Origin of the sequence: Rhizobium sp. AAP43 (assembly GCF_001296045.1) — a bacterium.
GTDB lineage: Bacteria > Pseudomonadota > Alphaproteobacteria > Rhizobiales > Rhizobiaceae > Allorhizobium.
Genome location: NZ_LJHS01000002.1, coordinates 174,955 through 190,093 on the forward strand (window position 1 = coordinate 174,955; position 15,139 = coordinate 190,093).

Here is a 15,139-nt window from a genome sequence, read left to right on the forward strand (position 1 = left end):
CCGCCGTGCTTATGGATGCCCCCCTTCTCCCCGACACCGGTGAACCGGGTTTCGGCATCTATGTGCACTGGCCCTTCTGCGCGGCCAAATGCCCGTATTGCGACTTCAACAGCCATGTGCGGCACCAGGCGATCGACCAGGAGCGTTTCACAGCAGCTTTTCTGCGGGAGATGGATGCGGTTCGGTCGTTAAGCGGCCCCAAGACCGTCACCAGCATCTTCATGGGCGGCGGCACACCATCGTTGATGGATCCCCGGACGGTCGAGGCGATCCTCGATGGCATCGCAGCGCGTTGGCACGTGCCTGCTGGCATCGAGGTGACGATGGAGGCCAATCCCTCGAGTGTTGAGGCGACGCGTTTCCGCGGCTATCGCGCAGCCGGCGTCAACCGCGTCTCGCTCGGTGTTCAGGCGCTCAACGATCCCGACCTCAAATTCCTCGGCCGACTGCATGACGTGGCAGACGCGCTCAAAGCCATCCGACTCGCCCGCGATATCTTCCCGCGCATGAGTTTCGACCTGATCTACGCGCGGCCAAACCAGTCCGTCGACGCTTGGGCGCAGGAACTGAAGGAAGCCTTCTCCTATGCGGTTGATCATCTCTCACTCTACCAGCTGACGATCGAGGAAGGCACCGCCTTCTATGGATTGCACAAGGCCGGCAAACTGATCGTGCCCGACGAAGAGCATGCCGCCACCCTCTACGAGGCGACACAGGAGATTACCCAAGGTTTCGGCATGCCGGCCTATGAGGTTTCCAACCACGCGCGGCCGGGCGCGGAAAGCCGCCATAACCTCACCTATTGGCGCTATGGCGACTATGCCGGGATCGGGCCGGGCGCGCATGGACGGCTGACACAGCGCGGCGGAAAGATCGCGACAGCCACCGAACGACATCCGGAGACCTGGCTTTCCGCCGTGGAAGCGAATGGTGATGGCATCATCGACCGCGAAGACCTTGATGACGAGGCACAGGCAGACGAACTCCTGCTGATGGGCTTGCGGCTGCGTGAGGGCCTGGATCTCGCCCGCTGGCAGCAGCTGGCCGGCCGCGATCCCGACCCGGACCGCGAACAGTTCCTGATCGATCAGGGCTTTGTCGAGCGGCTCGGCAATTCACGACTACGCTGCACACCGAAAGGCATGCTGATCCTCAACGCCGTGGTCGCAGATCTCGCCAGCTGATCTGCCGCGGGCCGCGGCGACACATCTACAGAAACCATAGAGCAAACAAAAATCCCGCCGATCTGTCGATCGACGGGACGGGATTGCTGCGGGGCTGACGCCCCACCGCCTTATTCGTTGATCAGACGGCGGAGCAGTTCGATTTCCTGCGACAGTTTCTGGTCGGCCGAAATCAGCTCTTCGATCTTGCGGACGGCATGCAGAACCGTCGTGTGGTCACGACCGCCGAAACGGCGACCGATCTCGGGGAAGGAGCGCGGCGTCAGTGTCTTCGACAGATACATGGCGATCTGGCGTGGCTTGACGATAACGCGTGTCCGGCGGTTTGATACAAGCTCCTGGCGCGAGACATTGTAGTGACGGGCCACGACGCGCTGGATGTCCTCGATGCGCACCCGCTTCTGATCACCGGCGCCAACGAGATGCGCAAGCAATTCGTCGACGCGCTCGATCGACAGGTTAGGCTCGAAGGAACGACGGAAGAGCAACTGATTGAAGGCGCCTTCCAGGTCTCGGCCGCTGCTGGTGATATTGTTCGCCACGTGCTCGAGGATCTCGACCGGAATGTCCAGCGAAGCATCTTCGGAACGAGCCACAGCAAGCCGGGTCTTCATCATGTCGAGCCGCATGTCGTAGTCAGGCGCTTCCATTTCGATGGCGACGCCGCCCTGCAGGCGCGAACGAACGCGGGGATCGAGCGATTCCAGTTCCCACGGTGCGCGGTCGGCGGCAACCACGACCTGCTTGGCGCTGTCGAGCAGCATGTTGAGTAGGTGACAGAATTCATGCTGGATCATCTTGCCCTGCAGGAACTGCATATCGTCGATGATCAGGAGGTCGATGTTGCGCAGCGAGTCCTTGAGGGTCAGCGCATCATTGTCGCGGATAGCGGTGGCAAAGCGCCACATGAAGTATTCGGCCGTCAGGTAGACAACACGCGGAGCACGCGGGCTGTGCACGGCGGCATTGGCGATTGCCTGCAGCAGATGGGTCTTGCCCAGACCAACAGACGAATGAATGAACAGCGGATTGAAGCGGACGGCGCCAGCACCGGCCTCGGCGATGGTGCGGGCGGCGGCAAGCGCCACGCGGTTGGACGCGCCCTCGACGAAGGAATCGAAGGTGTAGCGGCTATCCAGCGGCGAGCCGAACAGAGGGCTGGCCGAGCTTGACCGGGTCGTTGCCGTGTTGGTTGCCGGAACGGCTGCGATCTGGGCTAAGCTTTGCGGGCCATTGCGGCGCACGGCTGGCGTCGCGTTCGTCTCGCCGACGGGCGGACGCTCCTCTGCTGCCGGGCCACGGGTGCTACGGCTTGCGCTGCGCACCAGGATTTCGACCTTCAGGATGCTCGCATCTTCCGCCTGGAAGATAGAGGTGATCAGGTCGAGATAACGGTTGTTGATCCAGGATTTCAGGAATGCCGTCGGGACGGTCAAGCGTACAACGCTCTTCGATGCCGAGTGCAGCTTCAGGCGGCCGAACCAGCTCTGATAGACGTCCTGACCGACCTGCGCCTTGAGGCGAAGGCTGAAACGCTCGAACAGAGCATTGTGGTTCATTTCGGCATTTTCCTCTGCTCCTGTGGAGCACACGGCGACCTGCGCCGTCCGTGCATTGTCCTCGTTAGCCAATGCACCGGCCGTCATCGATTTCATATGCATATTGCCGCCTTCCAAACAGTCCAGGCGTCGGGCGTTCTTGGGCCACCCGACAGCGCTTCATAATGCGCCGGCTCGCGCACGAACCGGCAGTCCCCAACTCGATCAAGCTTCAGCCAAAAGCTCTCTCGAGACTTTCGTCGGCCCCCGCCGACGTCAATTTCCAAACGCGGATCGCATCCTCGACATACAGATCCAGATGCCTCTTATGATTGTTTCCAACCACACGAGTACAAAGCCGCCATCATGCGGAAGCGCGGACGCTTCCGATGCAATGCCGACACATTTTTGAGAACACGGAATGGAAACATTCCGCCTCAGCAAGGTCGACGCGCCCGGTCGGTTTAAACCTTCCGGATTGGCTCAGTTGCCAGTCCCGCGCCCCTTGCTGAGATCCATTTACGCAGGATCAAAAGCCAAGATCAACTGTGATTTTTAAGCAAATGTAAGCCGTGGCCATTGACTCTTTGTACTTCATTTTTGCGTCACATTCAGACGGAAAAGAATCCCTGTCGAATCAAAGGGATTCACATTTCCGGGCATTTCCGTGGGGGCGAACGGCGAAAAAATAAAAATTCGCTTGACTCGCATACTGCCGAGTCTCGCCTCCCTCCGAGCGCCCACCACACGAAGTACCTCGATTAAGTTACTGAAAATTAAAGAATTTTTCTGTCACGCAAATGACAAGTCACAGAATGAACCATATCGTTCATCGCCGATATTTTTGTATCAATCGAAAGCAACGCAAAAAGCCCGGCAAAAAGCCGGGCTTGTCGAATTCAGGCGAAAAAGTGTCGAAACTTAGACGGCCAGAGCTTTAACGCGGGCTGCGAGACGCGAGATCTTGCGCGACACCGTGTTGGCGTGAACCACGCCCTTGGTGACTGCGCGCTGCATCTCTGGCTGGGCTGCCTGAAGGGCGCCCTTTGCAACCTCTGCGTCACCAGAAGCGATTGCTTCTTCGACCTTACGGATGAAACCACGGACCCGCGAACGACGAGCCTTGTTGACTGCAGTGCGGCGAGCGATCTTGCGGGTCGCCTTCTTCGCCGAAGTTGTGTTGGCCATGGATGCCTCTCTTCGAATTCAAACCAAAGCCCACCATGGCCGCATCGGGTCGGAGCGACCTGCTGTCTCAGCACGTGGGGAGCTGTTTCATGAGAAAACCGCAGGGGTGTTCTCAACCGTGGGCGGGCATATAGCGGGAAAGCGCGATTGCGTCAACGCGGATTCTGCAGGAATCGCGCCCTCCCTTGCGCTTATCTGTTGCGGAAGGAAGGCTTCCGCTTTTCGACGAAGGCGGCCATGCCCTCCTTCTGGTCCTCGGTGGCAAACAGCGAGTGGAAGAGACGGCGCTCGGAGCGCAGGCCTTCCGTCAATGTCTGCTCGAAAGCGCGGCCAACGGCTTCCTTGGCCATCAGCACAGATGGCAGCGAGAAGGATGCAATCTTGGTTGCCGCTTCCACCGCCTCGTCCAGTAGACGCTCAGGCTCGACCAGGCGGGCGACGAGACCGGCGCGCTCGGCTTCGACCGCATCCATCATCCGGCCGGTGAGGCAGAGATCCATGGCCTTGGCCTTGCCTATGGCGTGGGTCAGACGCTGCGATCCGCCCATGCCGGGAATGATGCCCAGCGTGATCTCGGGCTGGCCGAATTTCGCGGTCTTAGATGCGATGATGAAGTCGCACATCATGGCAAGCTCGCAGCCGCCACCCAAGGCGAAGCCAGAGACCGCTGCAATGATCGGCTTCCGGAAGCCGGCAACCTCGTCCCAGCCGCCGATGAAGCCGCCGGTATAGGCGTCGACGAAATCGAGCGACTGCATCTCCTTGATGTCGGCACCGGCGGCGAAGGCCTTTTCGGAGCCGGTGAGCACCACAGCACCAATGCCGGCGTCGGCTTCCAGCTCGCCGAGCAATTCGCGCAGTTCGCGCATCACGGTCGAATTGAGCGCGTTCAGCGCCTGGGGTCGGTTGAGCGTGATGATCGCGACCCGGTCGCGGCGTTCGGTCAACAGCGTTTCGAAGGACATTTCTCTCTCCCTGGCTGGCGCTTGCGGCGCTACTTCTGGCAGCGGCGACAATAGAATGTCGAGCGACCGGATTGAACTATCCTTTCGACGGTACCGCCACAACCATCCGTGAGGCACTCCCTCCCTTCGCGGTCATAGGCGCGGAAGAAGTGCTGGAAGTAGCCCAGCGTGCCATCCGTCTGGATATGATCCCGCAGCGAGGAGCCGCCCGCCTTGATCGCATCGGCGATAACCTCGCGGACGGAATCCGCAAGCAGCGTCAGTTCCGGCTTCGGCTTGCCGGTCTTGGTCACCAAGGTCGAGACCTTGCGGGTGGGCGACAGGTGTGAGCGCCAGAGCGCTTCGCAGACATAGATGTTGCCGAGACCGGCGATGACCTTCTGATCGAGCAGCGCACTCTTCAAGGGCTGACTGCGATCGGCAAAGCGGGTGGCCAGGTATTCCGCAGACAGCCGGTTACCGACAGGCTCTGGGCCGAGGTCGCGGAAAGCGGGGTAATCGTCGAGTTCGGCACGGCTGACGAGATCCATGAAGCCGAAGCGGCGAGGGTCATTATAGATGACGCGGACAGGGCCTTCTGCGCGCTCCAGATGAAAGAGGACGTGATCGTGCTTTTCGTCCTTGCTGCGCTCGTGGTGGAAGACGCCCGGCATATTCGCCGCCGCCCCCTCTTCGATGCGGAAGGAACCGGACATGCCGAGATGGGCAATCACGGTTGCGCCATCGTCCAGGTCAATCAGCAGATATTTGGCGCGGCGCGAGAGGGATGCAATCCGGCGGCCCTCCACCCTTGCGGCAAAATCGCGCGGCAGGGGGAAGCGCAAGTCGGGTCGGCGCAGCTCAAGCCGCTCAAGCCGCGCGCCTTCCATCGTCGGCGCCAGGCCGCGACGGACTGTCTCTACCTCTGGCAATTCCGGCATTTCAGCCCATCTTTCTGTTTGAAGCGCCTGTTTTACGGTCTATAGACCAGCCTTGAAGCGGGTGCACTTGCGCAGATAGCGCGTGAGAACCCTTTTCGCTATGGTCCCGCCCAACCTTGTCCGTACTGTGGAGTGAACCGATGACTGCAAGCCGCATTTCCGCCGATGGCGGCATGGAAACCTCCTATGGGTTCCGCCAGGTCGACGAGCAGGAAAAGCAGGGCCTGGTCAACGATGTCTTCCACAAGGTGGCGAAGCGCTACGATATCATGAACGACGTAATGTCAGCCGGCCTGCACCGCGTCTGGAAGGACGCCATGGTCTCGTCGCTCAATCCGCGCAAGGACGAAAACTACACGGTCCTGGATGTTGCTGGCGGCACCGGTGACATCGCCTTCCGGATTGTTGAGGCATCGGGGCGCAAGGCGCATGCGACCGTGCTCGATATCAACGGCTCAATGCTGGGCGTCGGTGCCGAGCGTGCCGAAAAGAAGGGTCTCGCCCAAAACCTCACCTTTGTTGAGGCCAATGCCGAAAGCCTGCCCTTCGAGGACAATATCTTCGACGCCTATACGATCGCGTTTGGCATTCGCAACGTACCGCATATCGACGTGGCGCTATCTGAAGCTTTCCGTGTCTTGAAGCGCGGGGGACGGTTGCTGGTGCTCGAATTCTCCGAGGTGGAAATGCCGCTGCTGGACAAGGTCTATGATGCCTGGTCCTTCAACGCGATCCCGCGCTTCGGCAAGATGATCACGGGTGATGCCGAGCCCTACCAGTATCTGGTGGAATCGATCCGCAAATTCCCGAACCAGCCTGACTTTGCCCGGATGATCGAGCGGGCTGGCTTCTCCAGCGTGCGCTTCACCAACTATACCGGCGGTATCGCGGCCCTGCATTCCGGCTGGAAGATCTAATTCCTATGAGCACTATTGGAGCATATTTCCGCCTGGCGCAGGTCGGCTGGGTGCTGGTCCGGGAGGGCGTTGTCGCAGCGCTTCCGTCAGAAGGCCTTCCTCCAATCGTGAGCCTTGCCAAAGCCGCCGTCGCGCCACTTGCCCGCAGCCGCGCGAAAACCGCGGAACGCTCCGACCGCCTTGCACGCGCCGTGGCGCGCCTGGGACCATCCTACGTGAAGATCGGCCAGTTCCTTGCCACCCGACCCGATGTTGTCGGTGCCGATTTCGCCGAGGATCTGGCGGGTCTCCAAGACCGCATGGACTTCTTCCCGACGTCCGCGGCCAGGACCACAATCCAGGAATCGCTTGGACGACCGGTCGAGGATCTTTACGCCGCATTCGGCGAGCCAATTGCCGCCGCCTCGATCGCCCAGGTTCATCCGGCCGAGGTCGCCGGTTCATCAGGGCGCCGCAAGGTCGCGGTCAAGGTCATCCGCCCGGGCGTGCGCAAGCGTTTCGCTGACGACCTTGAGGCCATGTATCTGGTGTCGCATCTGCAGGAGCGCTTCCTGCCGCATACCCGCCGTCTGCGTCCGGTCGAGGTAACGAGAACGCTTGAGCAGACCACAAAGGTCGAAATGGACCTTCGGCTCGAAGCCGCTGCCTTGTCGGAGATTGCCGAAAATACGAAGAATGATCCGGGTTTTCGCGTTCCCGAAGTCGACTGGGAGCGCACCGGTCGCGATGTCGTGACGATGGAATGGATCGACGGCATCAAGATGTCGGATGTCGACGCCTTGAAAGCGGCCGGACACGACCTCGACGCGCTTGCCGATACCCTGATCCAGTCTTTCCTGCGCCATACGCTGCGCGACGGCTTCTTCCATGCCGACATGCATCCGGGCAATCTCTTCGTCGATCCGGCGGGCATGATCGTCGCCGTCGACATGGGCATTGCTGGCCGTCTCGGCAAGAAAGAGCGCCGCTTCCTCGCGGAGATCCTGTTTGGCTTCATCACGAGGGACTACCTGCGCGTCGCTGAAGTGCATTTCGAGGCCGGCTATGTGCCGTCACACCACAATATCTCCTCGTTTGCCCAGGCGATCCGGGCAATCGGTGAGCCGATCCACGGACAGCCGGCCGAGACCATTTCGATGGGCAAACTGCTGACCCTCCTGTTCGAAGTAACCGAAATCTTCGACATGGAGACGCGGCCGGAACTCGTGATGCTGCAGAAGACCATGGTGGTCGTCGAAGGTGTGGCACGCATCCTGAACCCCCGCTTCAACATGTGGAAGGCAGCCGACCCGGTCGTCTCGCAGTGGATTCGCGACAATCTGGGGCCAAAGCGCATCGCAACGGATCTGAAGGACGGGGCCAAGGCTGCGCTCAGGCTCGCTGAGGCCCTGCCGGAGATCGCCGCCAAGACAGAAAAGCTCCATGGCGAGATCATGCGGATGAGCGAGCACGGCCTTCGTTTCGACGAAGAAACGGCAGAGCGCATCGGACGTGCCGAGGCCCGTCATACCCGGCTCGGCCGGGTTGCACTCTGGATCATCGCCATTGCCGCCGTGGTCATCGCCGTACAGGTTTCCTGAGGCGCATGGCCCGCGAATAAAAATTATCGAGCCCGATGGAACAATGGGCCAGGCTGCGCGTTCAACGACATTCCGCCTACCTTGTTCCCCGGGAGTTTCATGTCTGCGACCCAATCCGGCTTCGTCCGATCGACCCTGCTTTTCCTGCTGATCGGCACCGGCATCCTCGTTGGCATCATCGTCGCGACATTCGGACTGGTTGAGCGAACGCAGGAGACATTCACCTACATCCTCCAGGAACGCGACATACGCCGCATGTCTGCTGACCTGATGCAGAAGCTGACCGATGCAGAGACAGGACAGCGCGGTTTCGTCATCACAGAGGATGAACTCTTTCTCAAACCCTACGAAGATTCGGTCGGCGATATCCGCCAGCAGCTCGTGAGGCTGGAAAAGGCCGTAAAGGATCGACCCGCCAAGGCACAGCGTATTCTGGAACTGCGCAGCAAGGTCGATGCGAAGCTGAATGAACTCGGCCAGTCGGTCAACCTGGTTCGGAGCGGCCAGCGCGATGAAGCGATCGCTCTCACAGAGGCCGACCTTGGACGGGTCTTGATGGCCGATATCCGCGTCATTCTCGATATGTTCAAGGCAAAGTCCGACGAGAATGTTCAAAGCGGAACCGTGGAACAGCTTGAGGCGACGCGGCAGCTTCAGTGGATCACCATCGGGGGCGGCATCGCGATCATTGCGGTGATGGGCGGCGCATTGCTCGTGGTCGCCCAGCACATACGGGCGCTTGCTGCCTCGCGGGTCGAAGTGGAGCAACTGAACGCTGGCCTCGAAGAGCGTGTGGCCGAACGGACCGAAGACCTGATGCAGGCGAACCAGGAAATCCAGCGTTTCGCCTATATCGTCACGCATGACCTTCGCGCGCCGCTTGTCAACATCATGGGCTTTACGGCCGAGCTGGACACGTCCTTGCGCGCGCTGCAAGCCTATGTGCTGAACGACGGCAAGACGCTTTCGGAGCAAGACATACAGGAGGCCCGTCTCGCCGCCGCGGAAGACCTGCCCGAAGCAATTGGCTTCATCCGTTCATCGACTCGCAAGATGGACGGGTTGATCAATGCAATTCTCAAGATATCGCGCGACGGCAAACGACAGCTGAAGCCTGAACCAGTGGAGCTGAAACCGTTGCTGGAGACCATCAGCAACAGCGTCTACCACCAGATCAGCGAAAGCAACGGGACGATCGAGCTCGCGATCGGCGTCAACCAACTGACGACCGACCGTCTTTCGCTCGAACAGATTGTCGGTAACCTTTTCGACAATGCCATCAAGTACAAGCAGCCCGACCGCCCGCTGACCCTGCAGGTGCGCGCCACGCCGGAAGGACGGCATATGGTGCGGATCGAGGTTGAGGACAACGGACGGGGCATCGCAGACCATGATCACGAACGCATTTTCGAGCTATTCCGTCGATCCGGACATCAGGACCAGGCAGGCGAAGGCATTGGCCTTGCCCATGTTCGCTCCTTGGCACGGAACCTCGGGGGTGAGATAACGGTTCGCTCCCGTTTGGGAGTAGGGTCGACATTCGTCCTGCGACTGCCATCAGATTTGTCTCGTTTGGTACGGAGTTGACAATGAAAGCAGTGGGCAAAGAAGTTACGATCGTGATGATCGAGGATGACGAGGGCCATGCTCGTCTCATCGAAAAGAACGTGCGCCGCGCCGGCGTACACAATGAAATTGTACCGTTCACGAATGGTACCGCGGCACTCGACTATGTTCTTGGAACCGACCGCTCGGGTCTCGTTTCCCAGGATCGCTATCTGCTGATCCTTCTTGATCTCAATCTTCCCGACATGTCGGGCACTGACATACTCGATCAGATTAAATCCAATCCGCATACGCGCAAACTGCCAGTCGTCATCCTGACCACGACGGATGACGAACGCGAAATTCAGCGGTGCTACGACCTTGGGGCCAATGTCTACATCACCAAACCTGTCGATTACGACAATTTCGCCAATGCGATCCGCCAGCTCGGTCTTTTCTTCTCTGTCATGCAGATCCCCTGAAGAGAAGAGCGCCATGTCGGCCTTTCGCGTCCTGTACCTGGATGACGACGCCGCCATCGTGCGCCTCGTGCAGAAGCATCTTGGCCGTCTGGGGCACGAGGTCGTTCATGCGGACTGCACGGAAGACATGCTGACACATCTGAACGGTGGCAGCTTCGATGCCGTCGTTCTGGACCACTATCTGCGCCAGACGACAGGGCATGAAGTCCTGGCGCAGATGCGTGAAGCCGGAATGCACATACCGGTGGTCTATGTCACGGGGTCGAACGAGGCGCAGATCGCCATCGAGGCGATCAAGGCTGGCGCTGCCGACTATGTGATCAAGACAGTGGGCGATGACTTCCTGTCGCTGCTCACCAGCGCGATCGAACAATCAATCGCCAATGCACAGTTACGTGCCGCCAAGGCACGGGCCGATGAGGAAATCCGTCTCGCCAAAGAGCGTGCCGAAGCCCTGCTTGCGGAGGTCAATCATCGCGTGGCCAATTCTTTGGCACTCGTGGCAAGCCTGCTGCGGCTGCAGATCTCGAGCGCCAAGAGCGACGAGGTCAAGGCGGAATTGGCTGAGACCCAGGCACGCATCACCGCGATTGCCGGCATGCACCGCAGTCTTTACACCTCCGACGATGTCAGCCGCGTCGAACTCGACCGCTATCTTAACCGACTGACGGCAGAGCTCTACAATTCTCTCCACAGTGCCGAACGACCAATCCGTCTGCTGCTTGAGGCCGACGCCATCTCGATCAGCGCAGACAAGGCCGTTTCGGTCGGCATGGTGGTGACGGAACTCGTCACCAACGGCTTCAAATATGCCTATGCTCCAGGAGAGGCCGGCGATATCCGCGTCATCCTCAAGGCCGTTTCCGAGGACGAGGCCCTTCTCAGGGTTGAAGATGATGGGATCGGCATTGATCCCAGCAGCGCGCCCAAGGGAACTGGCCTCGGCAGCCGGATCGTCAAGTCCATGGCCGCGACACTTGGCGATGGCCTCCGCTATCTCGAGGGCACAAAGGGTGCGGTGGCCGAGGTGCCCTTACGCCTCACCAACGGCAGCTAATGGCGGAACCCTGATCCGCAAACTTCGGCACCTCCAGTCGATGCTACTGCCATTTACCACTTCAGTTGCCTGCATTTGCCTGACGCGCAATTTCCGATAGGGTCGCGCTCGACAGAAAGGGGTTACGTTTTCATGACCTTGGCCGGAAAGCGCATTTTGCTGATCATTGCCGGTGGCATCGCCGCCTACAAGAGCCTCGACCTCATCCGACGGCTACGCGAGCGGGGCGCCAGTGTGCGGCCGATCATGACCCGCGGCGCACAGGAATTCATTACGCCGCTTGCAGTCGGCGCCCTTGCGGCAAGCCATGTCTACATCGATCTGTTTTCACGCGAGGACGAACAGGATGTCGGCCATATCCGGCTGGCACGGGAATGCGACCTCATTGTCGTCGCGCCTGCTACGGCCGACCTCATGGCCAAGATGGCGCATGGACTGGCGGATGATCTGGCCTCGACCGTGTTGCTCGCCAGTGACCGGCCCATCCTCATCGCGCCAGCCATGAACCCGAAGATGTGGCAGAAGCCGGCAACACAGCGCAATCGTCAGACGCTGGAACGCGACGGGGTCCATTTCATCGGCCCGATGGAAGGTGAGATGGCGGAAAGCGGCGAGCGTGGCCTCGGCCGCATGGCTGAGCCGCTCGATATAGCGACGCATGTTGAAGGCATGCTGGCCGGCCCGAAGCCGCTTGTCGGTCTTAAAGCCGTCGTAACCTCAGGCCCGACACACGAGCCGATCGACCCGGTGCGCTATATCGCCAATCGCTCGTCCGGCAAGCAGGGCCATGCGATTGCAGCCGCCCTTGCCCGGCTTGGAGCTGAGGTGACACTGGTCTCAGGTCCGGTGACGCTGCCTGATCCAGCTGGACTGAACGTCGTGCATGTCGAGCGCGCCGAAGAGATGCGCGATGCCGTCTTGGCCACCCTGCCAGCCGATATCGCGGTGATGGTCGCCGCCGTCGCCGACTGGCGCGTCATCACGTCTGCTGGCCAGAAGATCAAGAAGCAGCCGGGAGAGGCCCCGCCGCCACTACAGCTCGCGGAAAATCCCGACATCCTCAAGACCATCGGCCATCACGAACTGCGACCACGGCTGGTGGTCGGCTTTGCTGCTGAGACGGAACATGTTGAGGAAAACGGCAAGGCCAAACTCCAGAGGAAGGGGGCCGACCTCATCGTTGCCAACGACGTGTCTCCGGAGACCGGGATCATGGGCGGCGATCGAAATCGGGTCCGGTTGATCACCCATGCCGGCATCGAGGCTTGGCCGGATTTGTCCAAGGACGAAGTCGCGGAGCGGCTGGCCTTGTGGATCGCAACCCAGGTTGGAGGCAGCAACGCATGAGCATTTTTACGCGAGACGGCTTTTCCGCCTTTGCCAGCAAATATCCCGGCACGAGCCTTGTCGACCAGTGGGACAGCTGTATCGCCAAGGTGGGTGACAAGGTCTTTGCGCTCCTGACCGACAAGGAGTGCCACCTTGCCTTCAAGGTGAGCGAGGAGACATTCGAGATCCTGACCTCGCTCGACGGCGTGTCGCAGGCACCCTATTTCGCTAAGCGCAAATGGGTGGCCGTCGAACCGGGGACGGCGTTGTCCGAGGCTGAGCTTTCGGAATATCTGGACCGATCCTATCGTGCCGTCAGTGCCGGGCTCACCCGCAAACTGCGCACCGAACTCGGGATCGCCTGAAAGGCGCTCGCGCCAGGATCAACCCACCATGACCTGAAGAGCGGTATCCGGAGCCGGCTTGCGCTCGACGACAGGCTGGAACTCGGCTGCATCCAGACCCTTGTCGCTAAGAATGACCGCACTGCCCGCCGGGATTTCGACCCAGGTATCGGTTTCGTCATTGAGCGGTTCGGAGACGAGACAGTAGCTCCCTTTCGGTCCCATGGGTGCCGCATAAAGCGTCGGTGCATACTCATCGGTCGAATAGCGCACGGCATAGAGCGTGGAACCGTCCGAGAAGGCCGCCGTCATGCGCACGCGGGCATGGCCGGTGAGATGAAGACTGATCTGTTCGACAAAGCCGACCGCCTCGGCCATGGCCGCGATCGGACGGTCGCGCAGGCCAAACTGCAAGGCCAGCAGGAATAACAATTCGCTGTCGGTGGTGCCGACGCGGGCGTGAAAATGCTCGTCGTCGAGCATCGCTTCCATCGGCCGGCGGATGCGGTCGAAATGATCGATCTGGCCGTTGTGCATGAAGGACCAGCTGCCATGTACGAAGGGGTGGCAGTTGTCGCGACGTGTTGCGCCATGGGTGGCGGCGCGGACATGGGCAAGGAAGAGCGGCGAACGGATCTGGCGAGCAAGGCTTTTCAGGTTACAGTCGGACCAGGCCGGAAGCACATCGCGAAAGCGGCCGGGCTCGGGCCTGTCACCATACCATGCGATGCCGAAACCATCGGCATTTGTTGCCGTCTTGGCGCGGGTGGCACAGTGAGATTGCTCGATCAGCGAGTGTGCCGGCGAGGTCACAAGTTCCTCGAGAAAGATCGGTTCCCCGCGATAAGCTGCCCAGCGACACATCTTGTCTTCACAACTCCTGTGCCGCAAAACACGGCGACTTTCCGACAGTCTTCGCCCGAATGGCTAACGATCTCTAAACATCACGATATTCATGACAGAAATTTGTCGGTGCTCGCAACGGTTTTTTGCAGCGCAATACGAGCAAAAGTGAACACTGCGTTCCTTTTGCCTCCCATGCGGCACGCCCGAAAATCGCATATATGATGGACACAACAGACCACTATCCGCGATGAGGAGCACGCACATGTCCATTCGTCCCGTTAAGCATGAGAGCCTTGCCATGCCGACCATGGAAGGCGCCGGCGTCAAGCTGCACCGCGTCTTCGGCTTCGGCGACACATCGATGACCGATCCCTTCCTGATGATGGACGACTTTCGCAACGACAATCCGGGCGATTATCAACGTGGATTCCCGTGGCATCCGCATCGCGGCATCGAGACGATCACCTATGTGCTTGCCGGCACGGTCGACCATGGCGACAGCCTCGGCAACCAGGGCACGCTGGGTGCCGGTGACCTGCAATGGATGACGGCCGGGAGCGGCATTCTGCACCAGGAAATGCCGAAGGGCGATTTTGCCGGACGCATGCATGGTTTCCAGCTCTGGGCGAACCTGCCATCCTCTTTGAAAATGACGGCACCGCGTTATCAGGACATCAAGTCGGCCGAGATTCCCGTCGTTGTTGACGATGACGGCACCTCAGTGCGTGTCATTTCGGGTGAGTTCTGGGGCAAAAACGGCCCGGTTGACGGCATTGCTGCCGAGCCGGTCTATCTCGATATTTCCATTCCGCCCGGCAAGCGCAAACGCATTCCGGTCGATACTTACCGGTCCGCCTTTGCCTATATCTTCGCGGGTTCCGGCTCATTCCGCGATGCGTCCACGCCCTTCGGCGTCAAGGTCGAGAAGGAATATATGGGCGAGGAAATCAACATCCGCGACCTCTCAGGCAACCGCACGCTCGTGGTTTTCGATAGCGGAGATGAGATCACGGTTCAGGCCGGAGAAAAGGGCATCCGCTTCCTTCTTGTGACGGGAAAGCCGATCAAAGAGCCTGTCGCCTGGCATGGTCCGATCGTGATGAACACGCGCGAAGAACTGATGCAGGCCATGCGCGAACTTAACAATGGAACCTTTATCAAGGCCGATCATTAATATAGCACAGTCAAGTTCAACTTGCCCGGCGGCCCTCCAACCGCCGGGTTTTCTTTTTTCCGGAGGCCAA

General features: G+C 60.0%; 14 protein-coding genes. 9 read left to right on the top strand and 5 right to left on the bottom strand.

All coding sequences use genetic code 11. The annotated features are described in order from the left end of the window. Nucleotides 1–11 precede the first annotated feature (11 nt). The gene (gene hemW / locus IP76_RS00925) at nucleotides 12–1,184 is read left to right on the top strand and encodes a radical SAM family heme chaperone HemW (RefSeq protein WP_054156287.1); all 1,173 of its coding nucleotides are present in this window, start codon (nucleotides 12–14) and stop codon (nucleotides 1,182–1,184) included. Between the two features lie 110 nt (nucleotides 1,185–1,294). Here hemW and dnaA read toward each other — a convergent pair whose 3' ends face one another. The 4 genes from dnaA to mutM all read right to left on the bottom strand — a co-directional run bounded on the left by dnaA (nucleotide 1,295) and on the right by mutM (nucleotide 5,795). Beyond that, entirely contained in the window at nucleotides 1,295–2,845 is a 1,551-nt protein-coding gene (gene dnaA, locus IP76_RS00930; RefSeq protein WP_054156288.1) for a chromosomal replication initiator protein DnaA, read from the bottom strand. 798 nt (nucleotides 2,846–3,643) lie between these two features. Continuing rightward, nucleotides 3,644–3,910, bottom strand: a complete 267-nt coding sequence (rpsT, locus tag IP76_RS00935; RefSeq protein WP_054156289.1) for a 30S ribosomal protein S20 — start codon at nucleotides 3,908–3,910, stop codon at nucleotides 3,644–3,646. Nucleotides 3,911–4,101: 191 nt separating this feature from the next. Further along, nucleotides 4,102–4,875, bottom strand: a complete 774-nt coding sequence (locus tag IP76_RS00940) for an enoyl-CoA hydratase (protein ID WP_054156290.1) — start codon at nucleotides 4,873–4,875, stop codon at nucleotides 4,102–4,104. Nucleotides 4,876–4,904: 29 nt separating this feature from the next. Next, entirely contained in the window at nucleotides 4,905–5,795 is an 891-nt protein-coding gene (gene mutM / locus IP76_RS00945) for a bifunctional DNA-formamidopyrimidine glycosylase/DNA-(apurinic or apyrimidinic site) lyase (RefSeq protein ID WP_054156291.1), read from the bottom strand. 140 nt (nucleotides 5,796–5,935) lie between these two features. Between mutM and ubiE the strand changes: the two genes are divergently transcribed. The 7 genes from ubiE (at nucleotide 5,936) to IP76_RS00980 (ending at nucleotide 13,070) form a co-directional block, all read left to right on the top strand. Continuing rightward, nucleotides 5,936–6,712 (top strand): bifunctional demethylmenaquinone methyltransferase/2-methoxy-6-polyprenyl-1,4-benzoquinol methylase UbiE, encoded by a 777-nt coding sequence (gene ubiE, locus IP76_RS00950; RefSeq protein ID WP_054156292.1) that lies wholly within the window; start codon nucleotides 5,936–5,938, stop codon nucleotides 6,710–6,712. A 5-nt stretch (nucleotides 6,713–6,717) separates the two neighbouring features. Beyond that, the gene (gene ubiB, locus IP76_RS00955) at nucleotides 6,718–8,292 is read left to right on the top strand and encodes a 2-polyprenylphenol 6-hydroxylase (protein ID WP_054156293.1); all 1,575 of its coding nucleotides are present in this window, start codon (nucleotides 6,718–6,720) and stop codon (nucleotides 8,290–8,292) included. A 99-nt stretch (nucleotides 8,293–8,391) separates the two neighbouring features. Then, on the top strand, nucleotides 8,392–9,879 hold the full coding sequence (locus IP76_RS00960; protein ID WP_054156294.1) for a CHASE3 domain-containing protein: 1,488 nt from the start codon (nucleotides 8,392–8,394) through the stop codon (nucleotides 9,877–9,879). A gap of 2 nt (nucleotides 9,880–9,881) precedes the next feature. Further along, a complete protein-coding gene (locus tag IP76_RS00965) occupies nucleotides 9,882–10,319 on the top strand; it encodes a response regulator (RefSeq protein ID WP_054156295.1) in 438 nt (145 codons plus the stop codon). A 13-nt stretch (nucleotides 10,320–10,332) separates the two neighbouring features. After that, nucleotides 10,333–11,376 (top strand): histidine kinase dimerization/phosphoacceptor domain -containing protein, encoded by a 1,044-nt coding sequence (locus IP76_RS00970; RefSeq protein WP_054156296.1) that lies wholly within the window; start codon nucleotides 10,333–10,335, stop codon nucleotides 11,374–11,376. A gap of 132 nt (nucleotides 11,377–11,508) precedes the next feature. Next, entirely contained in the window at nucleotides 11,509–12,723 is a 1,215-nt protein-coding gene (coaBC, locus tag IP76_RS00975) for a bifunctional phosphopantothenoylcysteine decarboxylase/phosphopantothenate--cysteine ligase CoaBC (protein WP_054156297.1), read from the top strand. Continuing rightward, nucleotides 12,720–13,070, top strand: coding sequence for an MmcQ/YjbR family DNA-binding protein (locus tag IP76_RS00980; RefSeq protein ID WP_054156298.1), 351 nt, complete (start codon nucleotides 12,720–12,722; stop codon nucleotides 13,068–13,070). The genes coaBC and IP76_RS00980 overlap by 4 nt, the downstream gene beginning before the upstream one ends. Before the next feature lie 18 nt (nucleotides 13,071–13,088). Here IP76_RS00980 and IP76_RS00985 read toward each other — a convergent pair whose 3' ends face one another. After that, nucleotides 13,089–13,913: a class II glutamine amidotransferase gene (locus IP76_RS00985; protein WP_054156299.1), complete on the bottom strand. Its 825-nt coding sequence runs from the start codon at nucleotides 13,911–13,913 to the stop codon at nucleotides 13,089–13,091. Nucleotides 13,914–14,157: 244 nt separating this feature from the next. On the opposite strand from IP76_RS00985, the gene IP76_RS00990 reads away from it, so the two are divergent. Then, a complete protein-coding gene (locus IP76_RS00990) occupies nucleotides 14,158–15,069 on the top strand; it encodes a pirin family protein (RefSeq protein ID WP_054156300.1) in 912 nt (303 codons plus the stop codon). Nucleotides 15,070–15,139: the final 70 nt, after the last annotated feature.